Origin of the sequence: Thermus caldilimi (assembly GCF_004684245.1) — a bacterium.
GTDB lineage: Bacteria > Deinococcota > Deinococci > Deinococcales > Thermaceae > Thermus > Thermus caldilimi.
On the sequence record NZ_CP038452.1, the window covers coordinates 245,838 to 272,417 of the forward strand.

Genomic DNA, 26,580 nt, shown 5'->3' on the forward strand with positions numbered 1-26,580 from the left:
GCTACACTGATGGGAGTTAGGGGAGGTACGTGGTTACGCTGCATCTCCTGGGAGGGGCTTCGCTGGGGTTAGGGGACCGGCAGGTACCTTTGGAGCGCAAGGCAGCCGGGGTCCTGGCGTACCTGGCCCTCGAGGGACCCACACCCCGTTCCAAGCTGGCCGGTCTTCTTTGGCCGGAGACCCATGAGCGGGCCGCCCGCAACAACCTGGTCCAGTCCTTGCGGAGGCTCCGTGAGGCAGCGGGTGGATATGAAGCTGCAAAAGGGGAGGCGGTGCTCCAGCTTGCCGAGGACTTGGAGACCGATGTGGGTCGGCTTGTCTCCCTCACCCTTCAGGGCAAATACGCCCAGGTGGCGGATTTGGAGGGCGAGCTTTTAGCAGGCTACGACTACGACGACTGCCCCGACTTTGCGGACTGGCTGGAGGCCGAGCGGGAGCACCTTTCGGGGTTGTGGGGAGAGGCTCTGGAAAACGAGGCCAGGCGGTTGGAGGAGGGAGGTGAGCTGAGGAAGGCTTTAGCCCTGGCCCTGCGCCTATGGGAGGCCGACCCCTTTTCCGAGGAGCACCTGCGCCGGGTGATGCGCCTATACTACCTGCGAGGGGACCGGGGGGCAGCCCTCTCCGTTTACCATCAAGGCCGGGAGCGGCTCAGACGGGAGTTTGGGGTGGACCCCCTACCCGAGACCCAGGCCTTGGTGCAAGTGATAGAGCGGGGGATTGCTCTTCCCTTGGCCAGGCCACAGCCAAGGCGAGAGATCCCCCTTTCCCTTGGGGAACCCCCAGTGCTGGTGGGCCGGGAAGAGGCCTGGGGCCGGATGGAGGAGGCCTGGGAGGCAGGGAAGCTTATCTTCCTAACGGGTGAGCCGGGTATAGGCAAAACCCGGCTTTTAAAGGATTTTGCTAGGACAAAGGGTTCTTTTGTCTGGATGCCGGGTTTGCCTGGGGACCAGGGGACACCCTATGCCTTTTGCGCTCGGGGGTGGCGGGAGGTCATTGCGCGGTGCCCCGATCTTCCTTTGCCTTCATGGGTACGGCGGGAGCTGGGCCGTATCCTCCCCGAGGTCTTTGCCCTGGATCTGCCGCCCTGGAAGGACTCCACCGACCGCCTCCGCCTCTTCACCGCCCTGGTAGAGGCGGCGCGGGAGCTGGGAAGACACGTGGGTGTGTTGGCGATGGACGACCTGCAGTACCTGGATGCCGCAAGTGCCGAGGCTTGCGCTTATATGTTTTCCCAGCTTGCTTCTGCTTCCCCTAGTGTTCCCCGCCTTCTCGGCGCTTACCGCCAGGGGGAGCTTCCTCCTGAGGTTCAGGCCATCATGGACGGGTTGGTGGAGGCAGGGTTGGCAGTATGCATCGACCTCAAGCCCCTTCAGCCCGACGAGGTGGAGACATTTTTAACCTCACTAGACCTTCCCGGCCTGTCCCCCAGGGACCTCGCCCCAACCCTCTTTCACTACGCTGGGGGCAACCCTTTCTACATCCTGGAGACCCTGCGGACCCTTTGGGAGGTGGGGGAGTGGCCGGTGGCCCCAAGTCGTTTCCCGACTTCCCACCGGGCCAAGGCTCTGGCGATTCGCTGCGTGGGAATGCTGTCGCCGACGGCCCTGCGCCTGGCCCAGGTGGCGGCTGTCCTGGGGGATGACCTAAGCCTGGAGGTGGCTGCTGGGGTGCTTGAGAGCGCACCCCTAGAGTTGGCCGGGCCGTGGGCGGAGCTCGAGGCCGCGCGGGTTCTCCGCCAAGGCCGTTTTGCCCATGACTTGCTCCTGGAGGCGGTCAAGGAACGGATCCCGCTTTCACTTCAGGCCCACCTGCACCGCCGGATCGCCCAGGTCCTTGCCGAAACCGGGGCTCACCCTGCCCGCGTCGCCCAGCATTGGCTGGAGGCTGGCAGACCAGAGGTAGCTGCTCGCTGCTGGCTGGTTGCTGCGCGGGACTTCCAGGCGCAGGCCCTTTATGTCGAGGCCAAGGCCATGCTGGAAAAGGTGTTCCGCCATGGCCAAGCCGAGCGAAGCGAGATGGAGGAGACCGCCTGGGTCGAGGCCCAGCTTCTTTTGGCCGACATCTACCGCGAGGAGCGGCGGTACCGTGAAGCCGACGCCTTGCTGGTGGACTTGCTCAGCGGTCCGCTGCCCCTTAAGGTGCGGGTAGAAGCCCTACGGGCCCGCGCCTATCTCGCTATCGGTGATCATCCCCGAGCGGCGGAGTATGCCGGCGAAGCCTACCTGCTAGCCCAAAAGCTTGGGGACGAGGAGCTTGTGCACCTGACCCGAACCGCCTACGCTGCGGCCTTGTGGGGATTGGGCCGGGCCGATGAAGCCATACATCTTTTGGAGCCTGAGCTGGCCCATGGCCATCCCGACCCCCGCCACCGCATCCGCATCCTGGCCTACCTGGGGGCCCTATACGCCCATAAGGGCCGCTTCCCGGAGGCCTATCCCCTTTTGGAGGAGGGCTACTACCTGGCCCAGAAGCAGGATCCCTACTGGCAGGTCCTGGTAGCGGCCTTCCTGGTGGGGGCCGACGTGGAGCGGGGCGAGCCCCTGGCCCATCGAGAGCTGGCCCGGGCTGCATGGGCCCTGGGACCCTTTGACGTAAGCGAGTATCTGGCTTTGGTGTTGGCGCGGGCCTATTTGGAGGCCAACGAACCGGAGCCTGCTTTGAAGCTCTTGGCAGAGCGTCCAGGCGAGCACCTTGGGCGGGCCTACGCCTGCTTGAGCCTGGCCTATACCAGCCAGGCGCTCATGGCTTTGGGCCGGGTGGAGCCTGCCCGACAAGCCCTTACCGAGGCCCTGGCCTTGGCTGAGGGCCTGGAGGGAGCCCCGCGGGCCCTGGCCCAGGTGGCGGTGGCGGGTGCTCGGCTTGGGGAGGCCCGGGTGCAAATGCTCCTGGGGCGGATTCCCCTCGGGGCCTTGGGTCCTGCCGACCGCAGAGCCCTCGAGGAGGTTGGCTTAGCTCTCGGCCTCGAGTCCCCCTGAACCTGTCATTCTCCAGTCATCCGGGGCTATCTAACCTAACCTTACCCGGCTGGGTTTACCGCTGGGTAGGGAATGGAGGGAAGAAAAAGATGGCACATCCCTGTATTTATTGGGCAAGTTTAACCTAAAGAGGCACACATGAAAGGGAAAATCGAGAAGATCACGGGCAAGAGCTTCGATATCCCAGATGAAACGCGGCGGCCATTTGAAAAGGGCAAGATTGACGTGATCAGTGTCGGGGGGCTGACCTTCTACCGTGAAACCCTTGAGCCGGGCTGGCAGTGGTCCAAGCACGTCAAGCCGGTCGTGGGCGGCGAAAGCTGCCAGCGGTTCCATGTGAAGATCTTTTTCGCAGGGTGGCAACGGGTGCGGATGGATGACGGCACCGAGATGGAATTCGGTCCGGGGGATGTGGCGGTCATACATCCTGGGCATGACGCTTGGGTGGTTGGTGACGAACCCAATGTGCTGATCGAACTGGCAGGTATCGTCAAGATGTCCGCCAACGCGCCCGAAGAAATGCTGACAAAATTCACGCTCGAAGCGGTTCAGCGCTTCAACAACGCCATCAACAGACATGATGTTGGCGCGGCCATGGCTGCCATGACCGCGGACTGTGTGTTCGAAAACACTTATCCGCCCCCGGATGGCGGGCGTTATGAGGGCCAGGCGGCTGTCCGTGCCTTCTGGGAACGATTCTTCGCGACAAATCCAGATGCGCTCTTTGAGGTTGAGAAATGTTTGCCGTCGCCGATCAGTGCGTTGTCCGATGGGTTTACAGAGAGACGAAAGAAGGAACGCCGTGGTATCTGCACGGCGTGGATGTGTTTCGTGTACGGGATGGGAAGGTAGCTGAGAAGTTCTCCTACGTCAAAGGTTAGGTGGGTGACTGCTGCAGATAGTTCTCGGCATGGCCTAACCCAAGGTCGCCATTCGGATGAACAGCGCTGCCCAATACGCGCTTGCGCCTGACGTCGTCCCGCTGCGCTTCGCGGCGCAGTGAGGCGCAGATAGGCAGTACGTAGCGAGATTACCTAGGGGGTGGCATGATATTCGATATCGCGAGCATGGGTGCAGGTTCGGCGGGATGCGTCTTGACTGCCCGCTTGAGCGAGGGTAGAGGCCGTACGGTTCTGCTTCTCGAAGCTGGCTTGGATTACCCGGCTGGAGCCGAACTGCCAGCTGAAGTGTGCATCGGATCAAGGGGTGCGCTATCGCTCCAGATGTGCCGCCGAAAATGCTCACACAGGTGTGAAGGAATCAGCGCATCGGTTCGGAAGCACCCCGAACCTGGTGCTGTCATCCTTCGGTCATCCTGCGCTTGCTAACTTGACCCTGCCTGGCTGGATTACCGGTTGGGCAAGGAGGCAAGGGATGGCTAGATTGGGATTTCTCGGATTTGTAGTTGCGCTATCGGGTTTATTGGTAGGTGTTTTGGCGCAACCACCAGCGCAAAAGGCCAAAGCCCTGGGGTTGCCAGAAGGCGTGGTCCAGGTAAGCTCCTGTGTTCCGGGGATGGGTGAGCACTGGGCTAAGCCCCAGGACCTTCCCTTTGGCCCCATCTACGGGGTCATGGGGGAGAAGGTGGTGTTCGTGGAGATCATGGTTTCCCAGGCCGACTTTGTGGCTGGCAAGTCCTGGACCGAGGTGCTGAGGCCCCTGAAGGGTCATGCCATAGACCATGTGGACATAGAGTTCCAGCCCGGAGGCCACGAGGGCTACGAGGTTCCCCACTACGACGTCCACGCCTACTTTGTGCCGCACGCAGAACACACGGGGTACTGCCTATGAGGAGGGCTTGAAGGAGTCCTCACGTAGAGGGGTGGGTTGTCCACCCACCCCTATGTGCCTAAGGAGGAGGTATGCAGGCTCTTTGGTTCTTCAATACCCTGGTTCGCATCTGGGTCTCGGAAGTAGAGGGCCAGGATGGCCTTTCCGTCATGGAGCATTGGGCTCCTTTTGGGGATTCCCCACCCCTGCACATCCACCACACCGAGGACCAGGTCTTTATCGTTTTGGAAGGTGCGATCCGTTTTTTCGTGGGGGATACATCCCGGCTTGCTCTACCCTTTGAGGAAATCCTAGGCCCCAAGGGGGTGCCCCATACCCACCAGGTGGAGTCCCCTGAGGGAGCCCGCTGGGTTACGGTCAACGCCCACCGGGACTTCGAGCGCTTCGTGCGGGCTATAAGCCGGCCAGCGGAGCGGGAGGAGCTACCTCCCCCTGCCGGCCCACCCACCCCTGAAGAAATGGAGCGGATCGCAAGGATCGCGGAGACCTATGGCATCGAGTTCGTGGGCCCGCCCTTGGGATGAGGGGGTGAGGGGTGAAGGCAAAGCTAATGGGCTGGTTCTGGCTTTTGGTGCTGTTGTTGGCTGCCTGCACCGGTCCGGGTGGGGGTCAGGCCGAGGCAGGGCTTTGGGACCAGAGCCAGTGGGACCAGGCAAGCTGGCAGTGAGGTGATGGTACATGCAAGGGAAAAGGCTCAAGTACTTTGCGCTGGGATTTCTCCTTTCGGCCATGGGGTTTTATGTGGCTGCGGTGGGCAATCTGATCAGCTTCAGCCCGGGCACGCCCATCAAATCCGCTGAGGTCAACGCTAACTTCAAAACCCTGCGGGATGCGGTGGTGGCCCTCGAGGCTCCCGTCACCACTGAGCGCCTGGCTGACGGCGCGGTGAGTGCCAGTAAGCTTAGGACCGGCAATGGGGCTAGCGAGGGGAAGGTGCTCAAGTTCCAGGGCGGAGGGCTGGTCTGGGCCGACGATCTGAGCGGTGGGAGTGACAACCCAGGCTGGGGGCTCTCCGGCAACGTCGGCACCGACCCCACCACCCACTTCCTGGGTACCATCGATGATCAACCCCTGGTGGTGCGGGTTAACAACCAGCGGGTTTACCGGTTTGAGGCCGCCTCGAATGGCAGTGTGAACCTCATTGGCGGATACGTGTTCAACTCTCTGGCCCAGGGTGTGCGGGGGGCCACCATTGCCGGGGGAGGAACCAATGAGTTTTACCCGGGCACAAACCAGGTACTAGACAACTATGGCTTTGTTGGGGGTGGGGCGGGCAACCGGGCGGGCACCGAGGATCACAATGTACAAAGCCAGCGGTTTGCCAGCGTGGTAGGCGGGGCCTTCAACAGCGCCAGCGGGTTTGAGTCCTTTGTCGGGGGTGGGTCGGAGAATACCGCTTCTGGAGCTAACGCGGTGGTGCCGGGCGGCAAACACAACGTTGCCAGTGGGAGCTTCAGCTTCGCTGTCGGGTATCGGGCCAAAGCCCAACACAATGGAGCTTTCGTCTGGGGCGACTTCACCAATGCCGATGTGGCCTCGAGCGCAGACAACCAGTTCGTGGTCCGGGCCTCTGGCGGAGCCATCTTTTACACCAACGCCAACCTGACCAGCGGGGCCAGCCTGGCCCCCGGTTCGGGCAGCTGGAGTAGCCTGAGCGACCGCGCGGTGAAGACCGGCCTGGTTGCTGTGAACCCCAAGGCGGTCCTGGATCGCTTGGCAGCCATGCCCATTTACGAGTGGAGCTACCAAGCCCAGGGGTCCGGCGTGCGCCACCTGGGACCCACCGCCCAGGACTTCAAGGCGGCCTTTGGCCTAGGGGAGGACGACCGCCACATCAGCACGGTGGACGCCGACGGGGTGGCTCTGGCCGCCATCCAGGCCCTTTACCGGGAGAACCAGGAGCTCAAAGCCCGGCTTGAATCCCTGGAGGCCCGGTTGTTAGCCCTGGAGGGGAGAAAGCCATGAAGGTGCTTTGCAAGGTGGGCCAGGAAACCCTCTTGCTTGTCTCCCTGGACTCGGGTGAACTTCCAGGAATGCTCATAGGGTGAGGGAGTTGTGCTAAGGGGAATGGCAACCGGCTTTCTGGCCCTGGGGCTCTTGCTCCTGGCCCCTATCTGGGGCCAGGGCAACCCCCTAAGCTCGTTCCCAGGGTCCATCATCTACCTCCGGCAGGGAAACATCTGGACCTTCACCCCTTCCACCGGGGTTCGGCGGCAGCTGACCCGGGACGGGGGTTACCACAACCCCTCCCTGGCTGACGACGGCACCATCGGCGCGGTGCAGACGGTCGCCGGCCGCTCGCACTTCGTGACCATCCGTCCCGACGGGCAGAAGCGGGCTTTCCCGCCAGGGGAGATTATCAACCTGGTGCACGCCGAGCTATCGCCGGATGGGAGCCTCTTCGCCTTTGCCTACGTGGTCGTGACCCCCTTGGGGCCCAACCCCGCCCGCGTGGGCCTGACCTTCTCCGACCGCTGGGCCGCCGCCGGGGTGGCCGGGGGCAGTTGGGGGAGGTTTAGCTCGAGCTACTACCACGCCCGCTGGATGACCGCCGAGCGCCTCATCCTCTCGGGTGGGGGGGCGTATCCCTACCTGGTGCGCGGGGCGAAGAGCGGCTGGGAAGGCGAGGGGAGCCCCTACCAGTTTGAGATCCCGGGGCTTCGCTACGAGACCTACGACATCGCCCGCAACGGTGCGCGCTTTCTGGTGATCGGGGCCACTTACCAAATCGTGGGTTACGAGGAGCAAATTACCGGATGGCACGCCATCGCCTACCGCCCCGCCCGGCCGGAGGAGCGGGCCGTGGCCGAGTTCAGCCTGGAGGAGATGCGCGCCTGCCAGGGGGATTCTGCGGTGCGCTTTGGCGGGGGGAAGTGCGCCGTGGGCTGGATTCCGGAAGGGGGCTTTCCCCTCGAGGGGGAGCCCCAAGGGGGGGCCATCTCCCCCGACGGCCGGGCCATGGTCTTTGCCGATGCCCGGGGCCTTTGGGTCACTGATGGAATGGGCCCCTCCATGCGCGCCTATGTGGTGGATCCCCAGGGTTCTTACCCGGAATGGTCCCCCTTCACTCGCTAGGGAGGGGTTTAGTGAAAGGAGGATTCCAACCATGGCAAGGATAGGCTACTTGGCAGCGGCCCTGCTCCTGGGACTCCTGGGGGCTTGTAGCAGCGGCCCCCGGCCAGTTGAACCGGAACCCACCCCCAGGGGCACTCCCACCGGGGATCCGGTGACGGCCACCATCGGGCCCGAGGGGGGCAGCCTGGCCTCGGCGGATGGGGTGCTCACCCTCGAGGTCCCGCCGGGGACCGTGGAGGCCCCCACCGAGTTTGGCATCCAGCCCATCACCAACACCGCAAGGGGCCTGGGGAGCGGCTACCGGCTCACCCCGGAGGGAAGGACCTTCCCGAAGCCGGTAAAGCTCATCTTCCGCTACGCCGAGGAGGAACTGGAGGGGGCCAGGCCCGAGGGGCTGGGGCTGGCATTCCAGGACGGGAAGGGCGTTTGGTGGGCTCACCTGGGGAGCACGGTAGACCCCGTGACCCGGATCCTCACCGTGGAGACCAGGCACTTTAGCGACTGGGTGCGGAAGACCTTCTGGGTGTTCATCCCCGAGGAAGCCCGCCTCAAGGTGGGGGAGTCCATCGGGCTCATGGTGATCGCCTGTGTGCTGGAGAAGTACGCTGGGCCGGTGCCCGAGCCTTTCGAAGATGAGGAAGGGCTTCTTCTGGCACCGCTGATTCCCAAGGACCGGGAGGTCTGCGACTACTCGGTGCGCACGGGGAGGTGGGCGGTCAACGGGGTCCCTGGGGGCAACAGCGCCTACGGCACGGTTACCCCCTCACAGCCAAGCTCCCGGGCCACCTACACCGCCCCGGCCCAGGTCCCCAGCCCCAACCCGGTGACGGTCACCGCCGACATGACCTGGGAGGAGCGGAACGTCACCAAGCGCTTCACCTCGAGGATCACCATTTATGACGCCCTCGCTCAGGTTCACGTGATCGGTTCCTTCAGCTACGTTGGTTATCCCATTAATGTCGGCATCACTGCCGACGTCCAGGACCGCTTTGAGGCTGATCTCTGGCTCTCCAGCGAACCCAACGGCAGCGGCTCTTATGTGGGCAGCATGCAGAACACTCCCTCCACCGAAGCCAACGTCCGGCTCGAGCCGGGTTTAGAGCAGGGGGTCTGCAGCTTCCAACTGGACGGGGATTACGAGCACCTGACCCTCAGTTCTGGGAAGTTCATGGGGGCGACTGACAAGGATTACTTCTTCGCCTTGGAGGGCAGTAGGACGGTTCCCTCGGTCATCTTGTTCTTCCGCACCGACGAGGGGTGTATTGCCACGACCTTTCCTGGGTATTCGGATCAGGGTGAACTTTCTTTCGTGGTAGACCTCAGTCGCCTGCAGAAGCCGGGCGATGCCTATACCGCACCCGATCCGATGAATACAGGGTGGGAGCTTCGCTTCGAGCGCAGGTAAGGCATTAGGACTCGAATGGGCAGGTCTGCGAACCGGGGCTATGCCGAGCCCCGTTGACGGGGAGGTGGCTGTGATGAAACGATAACCGGCGCATTTCACAACCCCTTCTCAGCGGGCTATCTATCGTGGGCGGGGCGGTTTTTCCCCCGGATTTCAGGACGGTGGACAGCCGTTGTGTGTGCGCTAGCGAAGACGAGGGACTCGTGGTGCGCTCTGACGGGAGATTAAGCTGCCGGGTGCATGCTTGCCTCTAAAGCGGCTCCCGGGGAGAATAAGACTGTGCCCTACCCGGTGCCCGCCTCCAGGCTCCTGCTCCCTCGTACGGCCAAGGAGGTGCGACGGGACCGCCCAAGACGCTTGGTGGAGGAAGCCTTCCGCCAAAGCCCCGGGGTGGTCCTGGCTGCGGGGGCGGGGTACGGGAAGACCAGCCTGGCCTCGGAGTTTTCCGGGGTCTACGTGGCCCTGGCGGAGGAGGCCAAGGACCCGGCGGTTTTCCTGTGGCACCTTCTGGCGGCCTACCAAGGCCGGGCCGAGCTTCAGAAGGTGGCGGAGTTTTTGGAGGCGGGGGCCTGGCCCAGGGCTTTGGAGGCCTTGTTGGGTGCCTTGGAGCCCTTGGGTGGCCACCTTCTGGTGCTGGATGAGGTCCATCGGGCGGAAAGCCCAGGGTTACTTAAGGTGGTGCAGGGCCTGGTCCGGCTTCCTGGTTTAAGGCTCTTGCTCCTTTCGCGAAGGGCCACACCTTTTGCCTTCCTCACGGTGCTTTCCGAGCGAGAGTTGGCCTTTGATCCCGAGGAGGCCTGCCAGCTGGCCAGGGCCTTGGCCCCGGAACTTCCAGCCTTTGAGGTGGAACGAGCCCTTTCCCTGGTGAGGGGATGGCCCTTGGGCCTCCGGGTGGCCCTTTTGGCCATGCGCCGGGGGCTTAGGCCGGAGCTGGCGCTGGAAAGCGCCGAGGGGCTCTTGGCCTACCTGGCCTATGGGCTTCCCGAGGGAGTTTTGCAGGAAGCCTCGAGGCTGGCACTTTTGGGGGAGGTACCGGAGGCGGAGGGCCAGGCCCTTTTACCCTATGCCGAGGACCTTCTTCTGGAGAGGCGAGAGGGGAAGCTTTGTTTTCACCCCCTGGTGCGTAGCGCCTTGAAAACCCTCCTTCCCGAGGCGGAGGCCCGGGGGCTTTTGGCCAAGGCGGCGGCGGAAGCCCTAGCCCGCGGGGAGGGGATCCGGGCGGCCGGGTACCTCTTGGAGGCAGGCAGGCTGGGCCACGTGGCGGATCTCCTGGCGCAGGAAGGCTTTTCCTGGTTGGCGCACGGCCTCACCTACACCGTGCTCCGGCTTTTGGCCCATCTGCCGGAAGGCTTGCGCCAAGGACGGCGCGCCCTCGACCTGTTGGAGGCTGAGGCCTTGCGCCAGGCGGGGCGCTACCAGGAAGCGGAGGCCGCTTACCAGAAGGCCCTTAGGGCGGGGGAGGCTCGGGCCTACCTGGGTCTAGCCCGGCTTTTCCTGGACACCGTGGAACCGGCTCGAGGACGTCCTTACCTGGAGGAGGCCTCGAGGTTGTTTCCCGAGGAAGCCAGGCTTCTCCTGGCGGAGAACCTTCTCAACGAGGGCCGGGTAGCGGAGGCGGAAGCCTTAGGGTTCTCTGGGCCAAGGCTTCTCCTGAGGCAGGGGAGGCCTGCAGAGGCCCTGGCCCGCCTCAGGGAAAGCGAGGACCCCGGCCTGCACCGGCCGCCGCAGAACCATCGAGAGGGTACCCTTCTCCGGTCCCTTTTGGAGTGCGTGGCAGGGGATGCGGAGGAGGGCCTCAGATGGGCGGAGCGAGGGCTTTGGGAGGCCGAGGTGCTGGGGAGTCCTTTCGGCATGAGCCTGGCCCAGGCCAGGAGGGGGCATGCCCTTCTGGTTTTGGAACGCTTGGAGGAGGCCAAGGCAGCCTACCAGGCCGCCTTGGCCATGGCGGAAGGCGGTCCAGCGCGGCTTAAGGCGGAGGCCCTGGGGGGTCTGGCTGCCCTGGGGGATGAGGAGGCCTATAGGGAAATGGTCCGCCTGGCCCGGACCGCTGGGGATCTCTGGGTGGAAGGCTTCCTCACCCTTATGATGACGTTGGCTTGGCTTCGGCGGGGCGAGGTTTTTTCCTTGCCCGCCTTGCCCCTTTTGGACCCCTTCCTTCGGGCTTTGGCCGAGGCCTACCCCTTTGGGGATGGATGGGAAGACCTTTTGCGGGTTTACCCCTTCCTGGCTCACCGGACGCTTTTCGCACCCCCGGTTTCCCGGGTACGCCGGGCCCTTTGGCGGCTTGGCCGCCTTCCCGTTCCCTACCACCCCGGGGTGCGGGTGGAGATCCGGGTCCTGGGTGGGTTTGCGGTCCGGGTGGAAGGCCAGGCCGTCCGCTTCCGCCGGGAGAAGGCCCGGCTCCTCCTCGCCCTCCTGAGCGCCAGGGACTGGGAGAAGGAGGACCTCCTGGAGGCCTTGGGGGTATCCCCCGGGGAGTTCCGCGTCCTGTGGTGGGAGGTGGTGAACGCCCTGGAGCCGGGCCGGCCCAAGGGAGTGGTTCCCTACTTCCTCCGTACCCGCCCTTACGGGCTTAACCGCGGAGCGCCCGAGCTCTACCTGGACCTTTGGGACCCAGAGGCGCCCCTCGCCCCCCCTTACCGGGGCCTGGACCACCCGGTGCTGGACGAGGGGTCGCGGGTGTGGTTGGAGGAGCGCCGCCGCACCCTATTGCAAAGCCCCCACCCTGGGGACTGGCTGGCGGCCCTGCGCCTGGATCCATTGGACGAAACGGCCCTCCTGCGCCTGCAGGGCACCCCCGCCTACGAGGAGGGACTTCGCCTGCGCCAGCGGGCCCTGGAGGAGCTGGGGTTTCCCCCTTAGGCCGCCCTCACTCCCAGGGACCTTTCCCAGCTTCGTCCAGGAGGGGAAAAAGGCGGGGGCAGTCCTCCTCCCTTAGGGCCTGGGCCAGGGCTTCCGCGGTGCCGGGGACCCTAGGGCCCAGGAGGGGGAGGAGGTAGGAGAGGAAGAAGAGGCGGCTGGACGCCCAGGCGGCCCCCTCGTGCCCGCCGTTCAGGGGGCTCGGGCAGACCTGTTCCAGCAGGTGCCGCAGGTGGGCCAGGCCCTGCTGTGGGTCCCGGGGGAGCAGGTCCATGCCCAGGCCGGCCTCGAGGGCGTAGGCCAGGTCCAAGGTAGCTTCCCGAACCTCATCGGGATCCCGGAAGTGGACGGGAAGCTCCGAGCTCGGGTAAACCGCCCACAGGGCCGCCAGGGCTTCGCTCACCTGCGACCAGGCCGCAGGGGATAGGTGGGGCTTGAGGTCCTCCGCCAGGACCTGGAGCCGCCACAGGAGGAAGAATCCCCGGCGGTAGGCCGCCCTCTTCCCCAGGAAGCCCCCGCGGTAGCTCGCGGCCACCCCGTCCTCCCCCAGGGCCATCTGGACCAGAAGACCGGCCACAAGGGGCGGGTCCAGCTGGGGCACCAAGACCTGCTGTATCTGCTCCAGAAGCTGGAAGGCTTGGGGTAAGAGGGGCCGGAGTCCCTGGGGACCTTCCTGGGCCAGCTGCCGCACCTGGGTAGCGAGGGTCTCCAACTGGGCCTGGAGGTCGGGGTGGGGGCGCAGGTTACCTGCCAGGAGGACAAGCCCCTGGGCAAGGTCGGAGAGGGCCTGGTCCGAAGGGGCTTCGGCTTGGGCCTCGAGGGCTGCCCGGACGAGTTCACTTGCCCAGAGGTGCTCCACCTCCTCCCAGCGCCCAAGGAGCAAGGGCTGGCCCGAAGCCCAAGGCGCCAGGGCTAAGAAGCCCAAGCCCATGAGGCGCGTACGCACCGCTACCATGCTTCCTCCTGTTCTCCCCTTCAGGATAGCCCTCCTCCCCGGGTTCCAATGGAACCCAAGGAGGAGGGCTCAAGGCTTTAGGCCGCCCTTTTGCTCTGCCCCCGGCGTAGCTCCTTCCAGAACACCACCAGGGCGCTCACCACGTAGATGGAGCTGTAAGTTCCCACGAAGATGCCCACGAAGATGGCCAAGGAGAAGTCCCTGAGGACGCTTCCTCCCAGGAAGAGGAGGGCGACGATGGGTAAGAGGGTGGTGAGGCTGGTCATCACCGTGCGGGAGAGGGTCTGGTTGATGGAGCGGTTCACCATCTCCCGGTAGGGGATGCCCCGCATGAGCTTCTGGTTTTCCCGGATGCGGTCTGAAACCACGATGGAGTCGTTGATGGAGTAGCCCACGATGGTGAGGAGGGCGGCGATGGTGGGGATGGAGAACTCCAGGCCTAAGAGGCTGTACATTCCCGCCACGATGGCCACGTCGTGGGCCACGGCGATGACGCTGGCCACCCCGAAGGTCCAGTCGAAGCGGAAGGCCACGTAGAGGAGGATGAGGCCAAGGCCCACCAAGACCGCCATCACCGCGTTTCGCCTTAGCTCGGAGCCGATGGCGGGGCCCACCGTCTCGGAGGTGAGGACGTTGGCCTTTAGCTCCGTGGGAAAGAGCCGCTCCAGCTCCAGACGCTTGGCATCGGAAAGCGGCGGGAGCTTGAGGGAAAACTCCCGGAAGTCGGCGGTGGGAGCCTGCACCTGGGTGATGACCGCTTCCTTAGCGGGGAAGCCTTTGGCTTCCAGGAAGCGTCTCAGGGTGTCCACGCCCACCTCGGGGCCCGTGCGCAGGGTGTATGCCGTACCCCCGGTGAAGTCGATGGAGTAGTTGAAGCCCTTGATAAAGACCACCCCCGCCGCCAGTACGGCAAGGAGCAGGGTGGCCACGGTGACGAAGCGGGCTGGGCCCATGAAGTTGAACCTGGGGTCCACCAGCCACATGGGAGGGCGGATCTCCCCGCGCTCGGCCATGCGCTCCAGAAGGTAGCGGCTGAAAATCAGGTTGGAGAAGACGCTGGCCACCACCCCGATGGCCAGAACCACCGCAAATCCCCGAACGGGCCCGGTGGCGTACTGGTAAAGAGCGGCAGCCGCCAGCAGGTGGGCGGCGTTTACGTCCAGGATGGTCAGGGTGGAGTGTTTGAAACCCTCGGGGATGGCCTGGCGGAACTTCTTCCCGGCCCTGAGCTCCTCCTTGATGCGCTCAAAGGAAAGCACGTTCCCGTCCACCGCAGCCCCCAGGGTGAGGACCAAGCCGGCGATGCCGGGGAGGGTCAGGGTGGCCCCCAGGCCCGAAAGGAGCCCCAAGATGAGCACGGAGGTGTAGATGAGGCCCAAGGAGGCCACCAGGCCGAGGCCAAATCCGTAGTAGGCGAAGATGAGGAGGAAGATGGCCAGGGTGCCGATGAGGGCCGAGCGGATGCCCGCTTGGATGGCGTCCTGACCCAGGGTGGGACCGATGGCCCGGATCTCCGCCACCTGGAGGGGCACGGGCAATGCCCCGGAACGCAACACCAGGGCGATCTCGCTGGCCTCCTCGAGGCCCGATAGCCCCTCGATCACCGCCTGACCCCCGGTGATGGCCTGGCGGATCACGGGGGCGGTGTAGACCTTGCCGTCCAAGACGATGGCCAGCTGCTTGCCCACGTTGGCCCGGGTCACCTCCTCAAACTTCTTGGCCCCTTCCGGGGTAAAGGTGAGGGCTACCTGGGGACGGCCGAACTGGTCAAAAACCGCCCGGGCGTCGGCCAGGTCCGCTCCCGTGAGAAGGGCCGGGCCCAGGTCCTCGGGCTTGATCAGGTCTTTCTCCAGGTCCTCCCGCTTCAGGCGGGGGTTTTCCCGCAGGGCCTGGTTGATCTGGGCCACAGTGGTGCCGGTGGCCCCCTCCTTGAGGATGCGGAACTCCAGCACCGCCCGCTGGCCGATGAGCTTGAGGGCCCGGTCCTGGTCGGCCTGGGAGAGGCCAGGGAGCTCCACCACGATGCGCTTTTGCCCCTGGATCTGGATCAAGGGTTCCGCCACCCCCAGGGCGTTGATACGGTTTTCCAAGACGGTGCGGGCCTTTTCCAGGTCGTCGGGGGTGGGGTTTTCCACGGCGGCCTCGAGGACAATGCGCAGACCTCCTTTAAGGTCTAAGCCCAGCTTTACCTTGGGTTCCCCAGGGGCCCAGGGCTTCCAAACCATGAGAAGGGCCAGGAGAAAAAGGCCTAGGAGGAGCAGTCCGTTGAGAAGCTTGCGGTTCATACTCTTCACCTTTTGGGGCACACAGGTGCCCGATTCGCTAGCAGAAGGGTTTAAAGCCGTATACCAGAGCCTAACCTTAGACTGCGCCGGACGGTCTTTTGGGCTTGCGCCAGCGCAAGAAGAAAGGATGCCAGGCCCTAGCCCCCGTCCATCTGGAGGCGGCCATAAAGGAGGTAAAGGTGGGATGGGGAAGAGGTTTCCAGTGACGGCGGCTTGGCCTTCCTATTCTGGGGCTTAAGGGAAAAATGGGGAGGCCGGGTGGGAGCCTGGGCCAGGGGGGTAGGCCCGTTTCCTTGGCGGTCCTCCTTGAGGACCCAGGCAGGTCCCTTGGCGTGAAGCCCGGCTTCTCCCTTTCCCTTTCCCGCAGGGAAAGGGGGTAGGCCCTGGAGAACCAGGGCCAGGATGGCCAGGGCCAGCCCTAACCTTCCCCAAGCATTCCCTGGGGTCTTCCATTGCCCCAAGGAGGGCCTAAAGACCCCTGCCGCCTTAGGGCACGCCGCAAAGAAAGACCGCCCGATCCAGCGCAAGGAACCTCCTACGCTGGCACCTCCACCATCTGGAAAACTTCTATGATGTCCCCTTCCTGGAAGTCGTCGAACCCCTCGAGGCCGATGCCGCACTCGTAGCCCTGGGCCACCTCCCGCACGTCCTCCTTGAAGCGCTTGAGGCTGGCCATTTTCCCCTTCCAGATTTCCTCGCCCTTGCGCAAAACCCTTACCTCGGCGCTACGCACCACCTTACCCTGGGTGACCATGCATCCCGCCACCTGTTTGCCCCCGGGCAGGCGGAAGATGGCCCGCACCTCGGCCCGGCCCAGGACCTCCTCCTTGAACTTGGGCTCCCGCTGCCCTTTGACCATGGATCGGACCTCGTCGATGAGGTCATAGATGATGCGGAAGGTTTTGAGGAGAACCCCCTTGCTTTCCGCCGCCTTTTTCACCGCACCGGAGGGGTTCACCCCGAAGGCCAGGATGGCGGCGTTCGCGGTCTGGGCCAAAAGCACGTCGGACTCCGTGGGGGCCCCCACCTGGGCCAAGAGAACGTTGATCTTGACCTCCTCGGTGCTTTCCTTGGCCAGGATGTGCTGGATGGCTTCCAGGGAACCCTGGGTATCCGCCCGGAGGATGAGGTTAACCTCCTTCTGCCCTTCCTCCTGCAGGGCCCGGAGCAGGTCGGCCATGGTCCTGGGGCGGCGCTCCTTCTCGGCTTCCTCGCGGGCCTTGCGCTCCTCTTTGCGCTCCTCGGTGATCTCCTTGGCGGCCTCCAGGTCCGGTACCCACTCCACCACATCCCCGGCGTGGGGAAGCTCCTGGAAGCCCAAAACCTGCACGGCACTTCCCGGGCCCGCTTCCTTGCGCTGGTGGCCATCGGCGTCCATCATGGCCCGGATGCGGCCAAAGACCTCCCCGGCCACCACGTGGTCCCCCACCCGGAAGGTGCCCTCCTGGACCAGCATGTTGGCGATGATCCCCGCTTGCTTGTCCAGCTTGGACTCGAGGATAACCCCTTTGGGCTCGGCGTTTGGGTCGGCCCGGTAGTCCTCCAGCTCGGCGATGAGGAGGATCATCTCCAAAAGGTCCTGCACCCCTTGGCCCGTTTTGGCGCTGATGGGCACCACGATGGCATCCCCGCCGTACTCCTCGGGCACGAAGCCCCGCTCCATCAGCTGGCGCTTGACCCGTTCGGGGTCAGCTTGGGGTAGGTCCATTTTGTTCAGGGCGAAGATGATTTTGGCCCCGGCTGCCTTGGCATGGGCGATGGCCTCATCCGTTTGGGGCATAATCCCGTCGTCGGCGGCGATGACGATGACAGCGATGTCCGCCACCTTGGCTCCCCGCTGCCTTATGGTGGTGAAGGCCTCGTGCCCCGGGGTGTCTATGAAGACCACCGTGCCCTGAGGGGTCTTCACCTCAAAGGCACCCACGTGCTGGGTGATGCCCCCCGCCTCCTTCTCGGCGATGCGGCTTTTCCGCAGGTAGTCTAGGAGGGTGGTCTTCCCGTGGTCCACGTGACCCATGATCACCACCACGGGAGGCCTTTGGGGTAGGGCTTTCCTGCGTTCCTCCTCCGCCAGCTTCTCCTGCAGGCCCCGTTGCTCTTTTACCAGGTCCCGCACCGCCTCCGCATCCTCCTCGGAAAGGGTGGAGGCGTGGGACTTGTAGGCAACCCCCATCTGGTCCAGGAGCTCCAGGAGTTCCTCGTTGGTCATGCCCAGCTCTTTAGCCAGCTGGTAGATGCGTATTTTGGCCATCCGTACCTCCTAAAAGGATGACAAGCGCTTCCGACAAGGCTCTGGCTCGGCCCCCAGTAAAGCGCCTGAGTTTCTTTTCCGTCCAGCACTCTGGGTTGTCGGGGCAGATATAGGCCCCCCTGCCCGGCAGTTTCCCCGTGGGGTCCAGGCGAAACCCCTCCGGCATGAGCAGGATCCGCAAAAGCTCCCCCTTGGGCCGCCTCCTGCGGCAGGCCACGCACATGCGGATGGGGACATGCTTCGCCATTACTCGGAAAGATCCCGGAAGAGTTTCTCGAATTCCTCTTTCGCCCGGCTGGTGGTTTCCGCCTCTTCCTTGGCGGCCTTGCGAATGGCCTCGTCCAGGTCGGAGATCTCTGCCTCCTCAAAGTGGATCTCGTACCCCGTGAGCTTGGAGGCCAGGCGCACGTTCTGACCCCCGGTGCCGATGGCCAGGGAGTGCTGGTCCTTGGTCACCTTCACCCGAGCTTTCTTGCCCTCTGGGTCCAGCTCGATGGAGCCCACTTCGGCGGGAGAGAGGGCATTTCGGATGAAGTCCTTGGGGTCCTTGGCCCAGAGGATGATGTCCACCTTCTCCCGGCCTAGCTCGGCGGAAACCGCCTGGATGCGCTGCCCCTTGTGGCCGATGCAGGCCCCGATGGGGTCCACATTGGGGTTGTGGGTCATCACCGCCACCTTGCTGCGACGGCCGGGCTCGCGGGCGATGGCCTTGATCTCCACGATGCCCTCGGCGATCTCGGGGACTTCCTGCTTCAAGAGGTGCTCCAGAAGTTTCTCGTGGGCCCGGCTTACGATCAAGGAAGGGCCCTTGGCGGAGCGGTCCACCTTCTTCAGGTACACTTTGAGACGCTGCCCGGGGTAGTAGCGTTCCGTGGGGATCTGCTCGCTCTTGGGGAGGTAAGCCTCCCCCCGGCCCAGCTCCACGAAGACGTTGCCCCGGTTGTCCACCCGGGTCACCACCCCAGTGAGGACTTGGCCTTCCTTATCCTTGTACTCGTTGTAGATGCGGTTGCGCTCGGACTCCTTGAGGCGCTGGGTGAGGATCTGACGTAGGTCCTGGATGGCCATGCGGGAGAGGCCCTCGGGGTCGATGGGGAACTCCATCTCGTCGCCCACCTGGACCTCGGGGTCATACTGGAGGGCCTCGGAGAGGGCAATTTCCTTGTCCGGGTCCTCCACCTTCTCCACCACGCGGCGGACCTCCACCATCTCGATGCGCCCGGTCTGGGGGTCTATATAGACGTCCACCTCCGGACCCTTGCCCGCATCGATCTCCTCCTTGCGGTACCCCTTTTGCCGCTTGATGTAGGCCTTGCGCAGGGCTTCCTTGAAGGCCTCGAGGACCTCCTCGGTGGTCACCCCTCGCTCCAAGGCCAGCTGCTGCATGGCGTCTATAAATTCCCGGTTCATCTCTCCTCCCTGAATCTAAGCTGTTACCTGGGCTCCTCGGGCCACTCGGCAAGGTTGGCGCGGAAGGTGCCGATCCTCAAGCGCTTTTCCTCCTGGCCCACCTGGAAGACCACCTCGCCCTCTTCCACCCGAAGGATGCGCCCGGTGAAGCCCTCGGGCCCCGGCACCTTGGCCTTTAGGCCCTGGAAGCGCTCGAAGTGACGGCGGGTAAAGAGGGGGCGCTTGGGGCCGGGAGACTCCACCAGAAGGCGGTAGCTTCCCGGAATGGGGTCCTCCCGGTCAAGGATGGCTTCTATGGCCCGGCTGGCCTGTTCCAGGTCGGCCACGTGGATGGGCCTTTCGTCCTTGCGCTCCAGCCGGACCAAGACCTCTCCGGGGGCTTCCTTCACCTCCAGGACCTCGAGGCCCAGGGGCTCCACCGCTTCCTCCACCAACCGCCAAAGGTCCACAGGCACCTCCCTACCTCCCTTCACAAAGGAAGGGTGGGCTTACACCCACCCCCCTCCCTTGGGAGCACTGGACTTAGTGTACACCCAAAACCCCCTTGACTACAACCCCTTTAGCCTGGTACACTCAAGGTTGCCGGTCCGAGCCCGGCCAATCGCATGGGGGTGAACGGTCTCGACGGGGGTCGCCGAAGGCAGGTGGCGCGCCGAGGTGCGGGTGGCCTCGTAAAAACCCGCAAAAGAATAAAGGCCAACAAGCCTGCTTACGCTCTCGCGGCTTAATGACCGCGACCTCGCCCGGTAGCCCTGCCGGGGGCTCACCGACGCGGGGACACAAACCCGGCTAGCCTTGGCTAGGCCCCGTAACCCAAGGCGAAGTGAAGCGGGGCTTGCTCCTGGCCGCCCGTCCGCGGGCCAAGCCAGGAAGACACCCAAAACGCGGACTACGTGCGTAGAGGCCTGCCGTAGGGACTTTCGGACGGGGGTTCGACTCCCCCCACCTCCACCAATGGAAAAAAGGGGCCTGTGAAGGCCCTTTTTTGTTTTTGACACATGTAGTATAGCAGTCTAGAAAAGACCACCCTGTACCTGCTCAAGTCCTTGAAGCTTCTGCTGGAGATTAAGGCCCGGCGGGAGGGCCGCTCCCAGGCTGAGCCCGGTGCTTACCCTGGACACCCACTTTCTGGTCCTGGCCCGGGGTGAGGGTCTTAAGGTAGTCCATCCCAGCTTGTGATCTTCCTTCGGTTGTAAAGTAAGTTTGGTGCCGCCTGGCACCTCCTTCGGGGCGGGGTGGAAGTCCCCACCGGCGGTGAAAGCCCGCGAAGCCCCTTCGGGGCCCGATCCGGTGGAATTCCGGGGCCGACGGTGAAAGTCCGGATGGGAGAAGGAGGTCTTTTGCGAGAGCTGGACGAAAGGTTCCTTCGTAGGGCGTTGCAGCTGGCCGAGAGGGCTCGAGGCCACACCCACCCTAACCCCCTGGTGGGAGCTGTGCTGGTGCGGGAAGGCCGGATCGTGGGGGAAGGGTATCACCCTAGGGCCGGGGAGCCCCACGCGGAGGTCTTCGCCTTGAGGCAGGCGGGGGCCTTGGCCCAGGGGGCCACGGCCTACGTGTCCTTGGAGCCTTGCAACCATCACGGGCGCACGCCCCCTTGCTCCCTCGCCCTCTTGCAGGCGGGGGTAGCCCGGGTGGTGGTGGCGGTTCGGGACCCCAATCCCGTGGCCCAAGGGGGTCTGGAACGGCTTAGGGCTGGGGGGGTGGAGGTGGAGGCTGGGCTCCTAGAGGCTGAGGCCCAGGGGCAGAACGAGGTCTTCTTCCACGCGCAGAAAAAGGGCCGGCCCTTCGTGCTCCTCAAAGCTGCCTTGACCTTGGATGGCAAGGTGGCTGCCGTAGGCGGGGATGCCCGTTACGTGTCCTCGGAGGCAAGCCGGCGCGTGGCCCAGGCTTACCGCCAGTGGCTTCCCGTGGTGATGGTGGGGGTGGGAACGGTCCTCACGGACGATCCCTGGCTCACCGTGCGGGAGCCCGACTTCAGGCCCTTTCCCCTCATGCTGGAGCCCCCGCCCCTCAGGGACCCCGTGAAGGTGGTCCTGGACACGGAAGGCCGCACCCCCCCCACGGCTCAGATTTTCCGCGAGGGGCCCCGGGGGGAACCCGCCCGGGTGTATGTGCTGGTGGGCAAGGGTGCGCCCAAGGATCGGCTTAGGGCCCTCGAGGAGGCGGGTGCCCGGGTGGTGGAGCTTCCCCGGGAAGGGGGAAGGGTGAGCCTCGAGAGGGCCCTGGCCTTCCTTCTGGAGGAAGGGCTGGATGGGGTGCTCCTGGAGGGGGGCCCCCGCCTAGCCGGGGCCTTTTGGGAAAGGGGGCTGGTGGACAAGCTGGCTCTCTTCCTGGCCCCCAAGGTCTTGGGAGAGGGGAGGGGGTTCTTGGAGGGGTTTGCCCTGGAGCGCATGGCCGAGGCCAGGAGGCTGAGGCTCGTCCGAAGAGAATGGCTCGGGGAGGACCTTTGGCTGGAGGCATACCCGGAGGGGTGATGTTCACGGGATTGGTGGAGGAAACCGGCGAGATCGTGCAGGTCAGGGAGGGTCCTTTTCTCAGGGTCAGGATCGCCGCCAGGGAAGTGCTTTCTGACCTAAAGGTGGGGGATTCGGTGGCGGTGGATGGGGTCTGCCTCACCGCAGTGGAGGTGGACGAAGGAGGATTTTGGGTGGAGCTTGCCCGGGAAACCCTACGCCGCGCCGCCCCCACCTGGCGGGTGGGGCACCGGCCCAACCTGGAGAGAGCCCTTAAGGTGGGGGACCGGCTTGGGGGGCACTTCGTCACCGGGCATGTGGACGGGGTGGCGGAGGTGGTGGCCATCCGGGAGGCCCCGGGGGCCAAGGACTACTTCTTCCGACCTCCCCAAGACCTTGCCCGCTACATTGCCGAGAAGGGAAGCGTGGCCTTAAACGGCGTTTCCCTCACGGTGGCGGGCTTAAAGGGGCAGGACTTCTTCGTCACTCTCATCCCCCACACCCTTAAGGTCACCAACTTGGGAAGCCTAAAGGTGGGGGATGGGGTGAACCTGGAAGTGGACCTCATCGCCCGCTATCTGGAGCGGCTTGTGAAGGGGGAATGATGGAGGGTTTGGCCAGCGTCAGGGAACTCATGGAGGAACTCCGCCAAGGCCGCCCGGTGATCCTGGTGGACGACGAGGACCGGGAAAACGAGGGCGACCTCATCATGGCGGCAGAGCACGTGACCCCGGAGTGGGTGAACTTCATGCTCAAGGAGTGCCGGGGGCTCCTCTGCGTGGCCCTCCCGGAGGAGCGGGCCAAGGCCCTGGACCTGCCCCTCATGGTGGAGAGGAACCAGGATCCCCAGGGCACCCGCTTCACGGTGAGCGTGGATGCCCGGGGGACCACCACGGGGATCTCCGCCTTTGAGCGGGCGGCCACCATCCGCCTTCTGGCGGACCAGGAGGCCACCCCCCAGGACTTCCGGCGCCCTGGTCACATCTTTCCCCTGGTGGCCAGGCCGGGAGGGGTCTTGCGGCGGGCGGGGCACACCGAGGCCACGGTGGATCTCCTGCGCCTTGCCGGGCTTACCCCGGTGGGGAGCCTCATCGAGATCCTCAAGGAGGATGGCACCATGGCCCGGCTCCCGGACCTCCTGGAGTTTGCCCGCCGCCACGGCCTTAAGGTGGGCACCATCGCCGACCTCATCCGTTACCGCCTGGAGAAGGGGGACCTCTACGTGAAACGGGAGGCGGAGGCCCTTTTACCCACCCGGTTTGGCGAGTTCCGCATCCTGGGCTACCGGGATACCCTCACGGGAGAGGAGCACGCCGCCTTGGTCATGGGTAGCTGGGATTCTGAGGAGCCCATCCTGGTGCGCATGCACTCCGAGTGCCTCACCGGGGATGCCCTGCACTCCTTGAGGTGCGACTGCGGCTTCCAGCGGGACCTGGCTTTGGAGCGCATTTCCAAGGAGGGGAAGGGGGTCTTGGTCTACCTTCGGCAGGAGGGACGGGGAATTGGGCTCATCAACAAGATCCGCGCCTATCACCTGCAGGACCAAGGCCTGGACACGGTGGAGGCTAACCTGGCCCTGGGGTTTCCGCCGGACCTACGGGACTACGGGGTGGGGGCCCAGATCCTCTACGACCTGGGGGTGCGCAAGATGCGCCTCCTCACCAATAACCCCCGCAAGGTAAAGGCCCTGTCGGGTTTCGGCATCGAGATCGTGGAGCGCATTCCCCTGCGGGCCGGGGACAACCCCTTCAACGAGCGGTACCTCCAGGCCAAGAAGGAGAAGCTGGGGCACTGGATGGACTGAGGTGCCCTTTAGGATAGGGCTATGCTCCGCCTCCTGCGGGGAGGGGTGCTCCTCTTGCTCCTCCTGGCCTTCCTGGACCCCAGGTGGCCCCTGCCGGGCCGGGTGGTCTACCTCCTGGACTTCTCCCCCTCGGCCCGGGAGGGCGTCTTCACCCTAGCGGAGCGCCTGCCCAAGGATGGGATCTACGTGGCCTTTGCGGAGCGGGCGGTGCGGCTTCCCTCTCCCACGGCCCGCAGGCTGGACCTGGGGGAGAGGACAGACCTGAAGGCCGCCTTCCAGGAGGCGGAGGCCTTGAGGCCAAGCCGCGTGGTGTTGGTTTCCGATGGGCTCTTTGAGCCCATCCCCGCTCCCTTCACTTTGGACGCGGTCTACGTGCCCCCCAAGCCCCACGTGGGGGTGGAGCTGGTCCCCCCACCTTACCCCCTGTACGGGGAAACGGTGGGGGTGGGGGTGGTCCTCGAGGCGCCCCTCTCCGTGGAGGCACGCCTGAGGGTGGAGGGTCCCGCAGGGACCTGGGAACGAAGCCTTCGGGTGGAGGGGCGCAAGAGCCTGGTGTACACCTTTCCCCTCACGGAAAAGGCGGAGGTGCGGGCGGTGGCGGAAGGTTTTTGGGGCAGGAGCGAGGCCCAGGTGAACCTCCAACCCGCTGACCGCGGCAAGGCCCTGGTGCTGGGGGATGCGGCCCTTGCCCGGTACCTGGAGGCCCAGGGCTTCCAGGTGGAGGAAGGCCCTTTCCGCCTGCCCCTCGAGGCCGACCTGGTGGCGGTGGGCCTCGGGGTCTTGGACCTTCCGGAGGGAGCCCCGGAGGCTCTGAGGGGCTACCTCCGCCAAGGGGGCGCCCTCCTTTTCACCGCCACCCCTAAGGGCCTCTTCTTTGGCGGCTGGGACCGGGCTTTGCCGGAAGACCTCCCCTTAAAGCCCCTGGGCCGGAAGGGGGCGGCTCTGGTCTTGGTAATGGATGTATCGGGGAGCATGGAGGGGGAGAAGCTGGCCATGGCCGTGGCCGGGGCCTTGGAGCTCTTGCGCTCCGCGGCGGAGGAGGACTACCTGGGCGTGGTCCTCTTTTCCTCTACCCATCGGGTGCTTTTCCCCCCTAGGCCCATGACGGAGCAGGGGAAGAAGGAGGCGGAAAGCCTCCTCCTTTCCGTGCGGGCGGGGGGCGGGACGGTCCTGGGCCCGGCCTTCCGGGAGGCGGTGCGGCTTTTGCAGGGGGTGCCGGTGGAGCGCAAGGGGATCCTGGTGCTCAGCGATGGCCTTATCGCCGACCCTCAGGATCCCATCCTGGCCCTGGCGGGGGCCTCGGGCCTCGAGGTGAGCGCCATGGCCCTGGGGCCCGACGCCGACCGGGCCTTTTTAAAAGCCCTCGCTGAAAGGGGTGGGGGGCGGTACTACCAGGCGGCCACCGCAGGGGAGCTTCCCCGGCTTTTCCTGAAGGAAGGGCAGGAGGTTTTCCAGGGGGAGGGCCTGGAGGGCCGTTTCCCCGTCAGGGCCAGGCCCCATCCCCTGACCCAGGGCTTCTCCCCACCCCCCCTTTCCGTTCTCCTTCCGGCCCGGGCCGAGCCCTGGGCGGAGGTGGTTTTGGAAAGCGAGGGCAGGGCGGTGCTGGCCCTGGGGGAGAGGGGAGAGGGGCGGGTGGCCGCCTTGGCCACGGACCTATTCCGCTCCTGGCGGGGCTGGAAGGACGCGGCTTCTTTTCTGGGCGGCCTCGCCCGCTACCTCATGGGGGGCAAGAAGGCCCTCGCCCTGTACGCCTATCCCGAGGGAAAGGGGGCGCGGGTGGTGGTCCTAGGCCACCTGGAACGCCCCCTCTTCCTAAGCGGGGGCCAGGAGATGCCCCTGGTGCCCACGGGGCCTAGGCGGTACGAGGTCCAGGCCCAGGCTCCTGGGGTACTCCTGGACGGCCCGCGCCGCCTGCCCCTGGCCTTTCCCTTGCCCGGGGAGTGGACCCCGAGGGATGGGAAGGCGGTGCTGGAAGCGCTAGTCAAGGCCTCCGGGGGGCGGTTGCTGGGCCTCGAGGAGCTGGATCAGCCGGCCTCTACCCCCCTCCCCCTGCGCCCCTACCTCCTCCTTCTGGCCTTGGTCCTCTTTCTTCTAGAAAGGTTCCTTGAAATTCGAGTGAGCCAGGGCACACTGGTCCGGTTCCCTAGGGGGTAGCCTTTCTTGCAAGGAGGCAGTATGGAGCGCAGGCAGTTTCTGAAGGGTACAGGGGCCTTTTTGCTGGCTTCCGGCGCGGGGGCCTTGGCCCAAGGAGAGGGGCATTCGAGCCGGGGGGTGAACGGGGGGGGTTTTTACCGCTTTTCCCTGGGATCTTGGACCGCGGTGATCCTCTCCGACGGCCAGTCGGCCCCAGGGCCACTTTTGCCCAACTGGGGGGCAAACCCCGAGCTACAGGAGGCTTTCCGCCAAACCCTGAGGGAGCACTTCCTCGACCCGGAGGCTACCCGGAACAACTTCAACCCCGTCCTGTTGGACACGGGTCAAGCTAGGCTTCTGGTGGATACCGGCCGGGGAGCAGGCGCCGGAGGGAGGCTTTTGGAACACTTGGCCCTGGCGGGTTACGCTCCAGAGGACATCACCCACCTCTTCCTTACCCATGGCCACCCTGACCACATCGGCGGCCTGGTGGACGAGGGGGGAAGGCCGATCTTCCCCCAGGCGCAACACCTCATGGGCCAGGCGGAGCTAGCGTACTGGTTCCAGAACCCTTCCCCGGCGGTAAACCGGGCCCTCGTGCCCCTTAGGGACCGCATCCGACCCGTGCAGGATGGGGAGGAGATTCTGCCGGGGGTGCAGGCGGTGGCCTCCTTCGGCCACACCCCGGGGCACATGAGCCTGGAGGTCCTCTCCCAGGGCCGTCGCCTCTTTATCTTTGGCGATGCCGCGGGGCATTTCCTCCTCTCCTTGCGCTTCCCTCAGGCGTACCTGGGCTTCGACATGGACAAGGAACTGGCGGTGCGCACCCGGGCCCGCTTGCTCCGGAAGGTCTCCCAGGAGAGGAGCCTGGTCACCGCCTATCACTTTCCCTGGCCGGGGCTTGGCCACATCCACCCCTTGGGGGAAGGGTTCGAGTTTGTACCTGCCTTCTTCGAGTTTTGAGGCGATGGGCAAACCACGCGCGGTGGGCGGGGGCTTGGGTCGAGCCTACCCCTAGGCTCGCGCGGGGCGACGCCCTCGAGGGGCCTCGGCCTCCTGGCGCCTCCACGAGGACCATCTGACCAGGCTTCTTCATGAGCGGGAGGTGCCTTCCCGGTAGCGGAAAGGGGGGAGATCAAGCGGGTGCGGGAGGAGGCCTGGCTGGATCGGGTCGTTCACACCTC

The 26,580-nt window shown here is 65.0% G+C and carries 19 protein-coding genes, 1 other RNA gene, 1 pseudogene and 1 riboswitch; of the genes and pseudogenes, 15 read left to right on the forward strand and 6 right to left on the reverse strand.

The annotated features are described in order from the left end of the window. The first annotated feature begins 29 nt into the window (after positions 1–29). The 9 genes and pseudogenes from EBI04_RS01205 (at position 30) to EBI04_RS01245 (ending at position 12,108) form a co-directional block, all read left to right on the forward strand. Positions 30–2,975, forward strand: a complete 2,946-nt coding sequence (locus EBI04_RS01205; RefSeq protein ID WP_240695340.1) for an ATP-binding protein — start codon at positions 30–32, stop codon at positions 2,973–2,975. Positions 2,976–3,578: 603 nt separating this feature from the next. Beyond that, positions 3,579–3,856: pseudogene (locus EBI04_RS13920) on the forward strand (nuclear transport factor 2 family protein). Positions 3,857–4,490: 634 nt separating this feature from the next. Next, positions 4,491–4,766, forward strand: a complete 276-nt coding sequence (locus tag EBI04_RS01220) for a hypothetical protein (protein WP_240695341.1) — start codon at positions 4,491–4,493, stop codon at positions 4,764–4,766. 71 nt (positions 4,767–4,837) lie between these two features. Continuing rightward, positions 4,838–5,290 carry a cupin domain-containing protein gene (locus EBI04_RS01225; RefSeq protein WP_135255701.1) on the forward strand — a complete coding sequence of 151 codons (453 nt, stop codon included), beginning with the start codon at positions 4,838–4,840 and terminating at the stop codon, positions 5,288–5,290. An 11-nt stretch (positions 5,291–5,301) separates the two neighbouring features. Further along, positions 5,302–5,433, forward strand: a complete 132-nt coding sequence (locus EBI04_RS13730; RefSeq protein ID WP_276605490.1) for a hypothetical protein — start codon at positions 5,302–5,304, stop codon at positions 5,431–5,433. 11 nt (positions 5,434–5,444) lie between these two features. Beyond that, entirely contained in the window at positions 5,445–6,731 is a 1,287-nt protein-coding gene (locus EBI04_RS01230) for a tail fiber domain-containing protein (protein ID WP_135255702.1), read from the forward strand. Between the two features lie 102 nt (positions 6,732–6,833). After that, positions 6,834–7,841, forward strand: coding sequence for a hypothetical protein (locus tag EBI04_RS01235; RefSeq protein ID WP_135255703.1), 1,008 nt, complete (start codon positions 6,834–6,836; stop codon positions 7,839–7,841). A gap of 31 nt (positions 7,842–7,872) precedes the next feature. Then, complete coding sequence (locus EBI04_RS01240) at positions 7,873–9,246, forward strand: phosphoribosylglycinamide synthetase (protein ID WP_135255704.1); 1,374 nt, start codon at positions 7,873–7,875, stop codon at positions 9,244–9,246. Between the two features lie 240 nt (positions 9,247–9,486). Further along, the gene (locus EBI04_RS01245) at positions 9,487–12,108 is read left to right on the forward strand and encodes a hypothetical protein (protein ID WP_135255705.1); all 2,622 of its coding nucleotides are present in this window, start codon (positions 9,487–9,489) and stop codon (positions 12,106–12,108) included. Positions 12,109–12,115: 7 nt separating this feature from the next. Here EBI04_RS01245 and EBI04_RS01250 read toward each other — a convergent pair whose 3' ends face one another. The 6 genes from EBI04_RS01250 to rimP form a co-directional block, all read right to left on the reverse strand. Next, the gene (locus EBI04_RS01250) at positions 12,116–13,060 is read right to left on the reverse strand and encodes a hypothetical protein (RefSeq protein ID WP_135255706.1); all 945 of its coding nucleotides are present in this window, start codon (positions 13,058–13,060) and stop codon (positions 12,116–12,118) included. A 77-nt stretch (positions 13,061–13,137) separates the two neighbouring features. Next, on the reverse strand, positions 13,138–15,345 hold the full coding sequence (gene secD, locus EBI04_RS01255) for a protein translocase subunit SecD (RefSeq protein WP_135255707.1): 2,208 nt from the start codon (positions 15,343–15,345) through the stop codon (positions 13,138–13,140). Positions 15,346–15,880: 535 nt separating this feature from the next. After that, positions 15,881–17,596, reverse strand: a complete 1,716-nt coding sequence (gene infB / locus EBI04_RS01265; protein WP_135255708.1) for a translation initiation factor IF-2 — start codon at positions 17,594–17,596, stop codon at positions 15,881–15,883. Beyond that, complete coding sequence (locus EBI04_RS01270; protein ID WP_135255709.1) at positions 17,565–17,843, reverse strand: YlxR family protein; 279 nt, start codon at positions 17,841–17,843, stop codon at positions 17,565–17,567. Before EBI04_RS01270 ends, infB begins: the two co-directional genes overlap by 32 nt. After that, positions 17,843–19,006 (reverse strand): transcription termination factor NusA, encoded by a 1,164-nt coding sequence (nusA, locus tag EBI04_RS01275; RefSeq protein ID WP_135255710.1) that lies wholly within the window; start codon positions 19,004–19,006, stop codon positions 17,843–17,845. The genes EBI04_RS01270 and nusA overlap by 1 nt, the downstream gene beginning before the upstream one ends. A 23-nt stretch (positions 19,007–19,029) precedes the next feature. After that, positions 19,030–19,455: a ribosome maturation factor RimP gene (rimP, locus tag EBI04_RS01280; RefSeq protein ID WP_240695423.1), complete on the reverse strand. Its 426-nt coding sequence runs from the start codon at positions 19,453–19,455 to the stop codon at positions 19,030–19,032. 158 nt (positions 19,456–19,613) lie between these two features. Between rimP and ssrA the strand changes: the two genes are divergently transcribed. From ssrA to EBI04_RS01310, 6 genes are all read left to right on the forward strand, one after another. After that, positions 19,614–19,960: a transfer-messenger RNA gene (ssrA, locus tag EBI04_RS01285) on the forward strand. Between the two features lie 263 nt (positions 19,961–20,223). After that, positions 20,224–20,344, forward strand: a riboswitch (FMN riboswitch). A 2-nt stretch (positions 20,345–20,346) separates the two neighbouring features. Further along, positions 20,347–21,480, forward strand: coding sequence for a bifunctional diaminohydroxyphosphoribosylaminopyrimidine deaminase/5-amino-6-(5-phosphoribosylamino)uracil reductase RibD (gene ribD / locus EBI04_RS01290; protein ID WP_135255712.1), 1,134 nt, complete (start codon positions 20,347–20,349; stop codon positions 21,478–21,480). Next, complete coding sequence (locus EBI04_RS01295; RefSeq protein ID WP_135255713.1) at positions 21,480–22,064, forward strand: riboflavin synthase; 585 nt, start codon at positions 21,480–21,482, stop codon at positions 22,062–22,064. The genes ribD and EBI04_RS01295 overlap by 1 nt, the downstream gene beginning before the upstream one ends. Then, positions 22,064–23,263 (forward strand): bifunctional 3,4-dihydroxy-2-butanone-4-phosphate synthase/GTP cyclohydrolase II, encoded by a 1,200-nt coding sequence (locus EBI04_RS01300; protein WP_135257833.1) that lies wholly within the window; start codon positions 22,064–22,066, stop codon positions 23,261–23,263. The genes EBI04_RS01295 and EBI04_RS01300 overlap by 1 nt, the downstream gene beginning before the upstream one ends. Before the next feature lie 21 nt (positions 23,264–23,284). Then, positions 23,285–25,417, forward strand: a complete 2,133-nt coding sequence (locus EBI04_RS01305; protein WP_135255714.1) for a vWA domain-containing protein — start codon at positions 23,285–23,287, stop codon at positions 25,415–25,417. Positions 25,418–25,438: 21 nt separating this feature from the next. Next, on the forward strand, positions 25,439–26,359 hold the full coding sequence (locus EBI04_RS01310) for an MBL fold metallo-hydrolase (RefSeq protein WP_206202050.1): 921 nt from the start codon (positions 25,439–25,441) through the stop codon (positions 26,357–26,359). The last annotated feature ends 221 nt before the right edge of the window (positions 26,360–26,580 follow it).

Bases quoted from the DNA above. Each gene is read 5' to 3' on its own strand.
- infB (WP_135255708.1), bottom strand. From the start codon at position 17,596: ATGGCCAAAATACGCATCTACCAGCTGGCTAAAGAGCTGGGCATGACC.
- nusA (WP_135255710.1), bottom strand. From the start codon at position 19,006: ATGAACCGGGAATTTATAGACGCCATGCAGCAGCTGGCCTTGGAGCGA.
- EBI04_RS01250 (WP_135255706.1), bottom strand. From the start codon at position 13,060: ATGGTAGCGGTGCGTACGCGCCTCATGGGCTTGGGCTTCTTAGCCCTG.
- EBI04_RS01270 (WP_135255709.1), bottom strand. From the start codon at position 17,843: ATGGCGAAGCATGTCCCCATCCGCATGTGCGTGGCCTGCCGCAGGAGG.
- EBI04_RS01300 (WP_135257833.1), top strand. From the start codon at position 22,064: ATGGAGGGTTTGGCCAGCGTCAGGGAACTCATGGAGGAACTCCGCCAA.
- EBI04_RS01245 (WP_135255705.1), top strand. From the start codon at position 9,487: ATGCTTGCCTCTAAAGCGGCTCCCGGGGAGAATAAGACTGTGCCCTAC.
- EBI04_RS01240 (WP_135255704.1), top strand. From the start codon at position 7,873: ATGGCAAGGATAGGCTACTTGGCAGCGGCCCTGCTCCTGGGACTCCTG.
- secD (WP_135255707.1), bottom strand. From the start codon at position 15,345: ATGAACCGCAAGCTTCTCAACGGACTGCTCCTCCTAGGCCTTTTTCTC.
- EBI04_RS01305 (WP_135255714.1), top strand. From the start codon at position 23,285: ATGCTCCGCCTCCTGCGGGGAGGGGTGCTCCTCTTGCTCCTCCTGGCC.
- EBI04_RS01225 (WP_135255701.1), top strand. From the start codon at position 4,838: ATGCAGGCTCTTTGGTTCTTCAATACCCTGGTTCGCATCTGGGTCTCG.
- EBI04_RS01310 (WP_206202050.1), top strand. From the start codon at position 25,439: ATGGAGCGCAGGCAGTTTCTGAAGGGTACAGGGGCCTTTTTGCTGGCT.
- EBI04_RS01230 (WP_135255702.1), top strand. From the start codon at position 5,445: ATGCAAGGGAAAAGGCTCAAGTACTTTGCGCTGGGATTTCTCCTTTCG.
- EBI04_RS01295 (WP_135255713.1), top strand. From the start codon at position 21,480: ATGTTCACGGGATTGGTGGAGGAAACCGGCGAGATCGTGCAGGTCAGG.
- EBI04_RS01220 (WP_240695341.1), top strand. From the start codon at position 4,491: ATGGGTGAGCACTGGGCTAAGCCCCAGGACCTTCCCTTTGGCCCCATC.
- EBI04_RS01235 (WP_135255703.1), top strand. From the start codon at position 6,834: ATGGCAACCGGCTTTCTGGCCCTGGGGCTCTTGCTCCTGGCCCCTATC.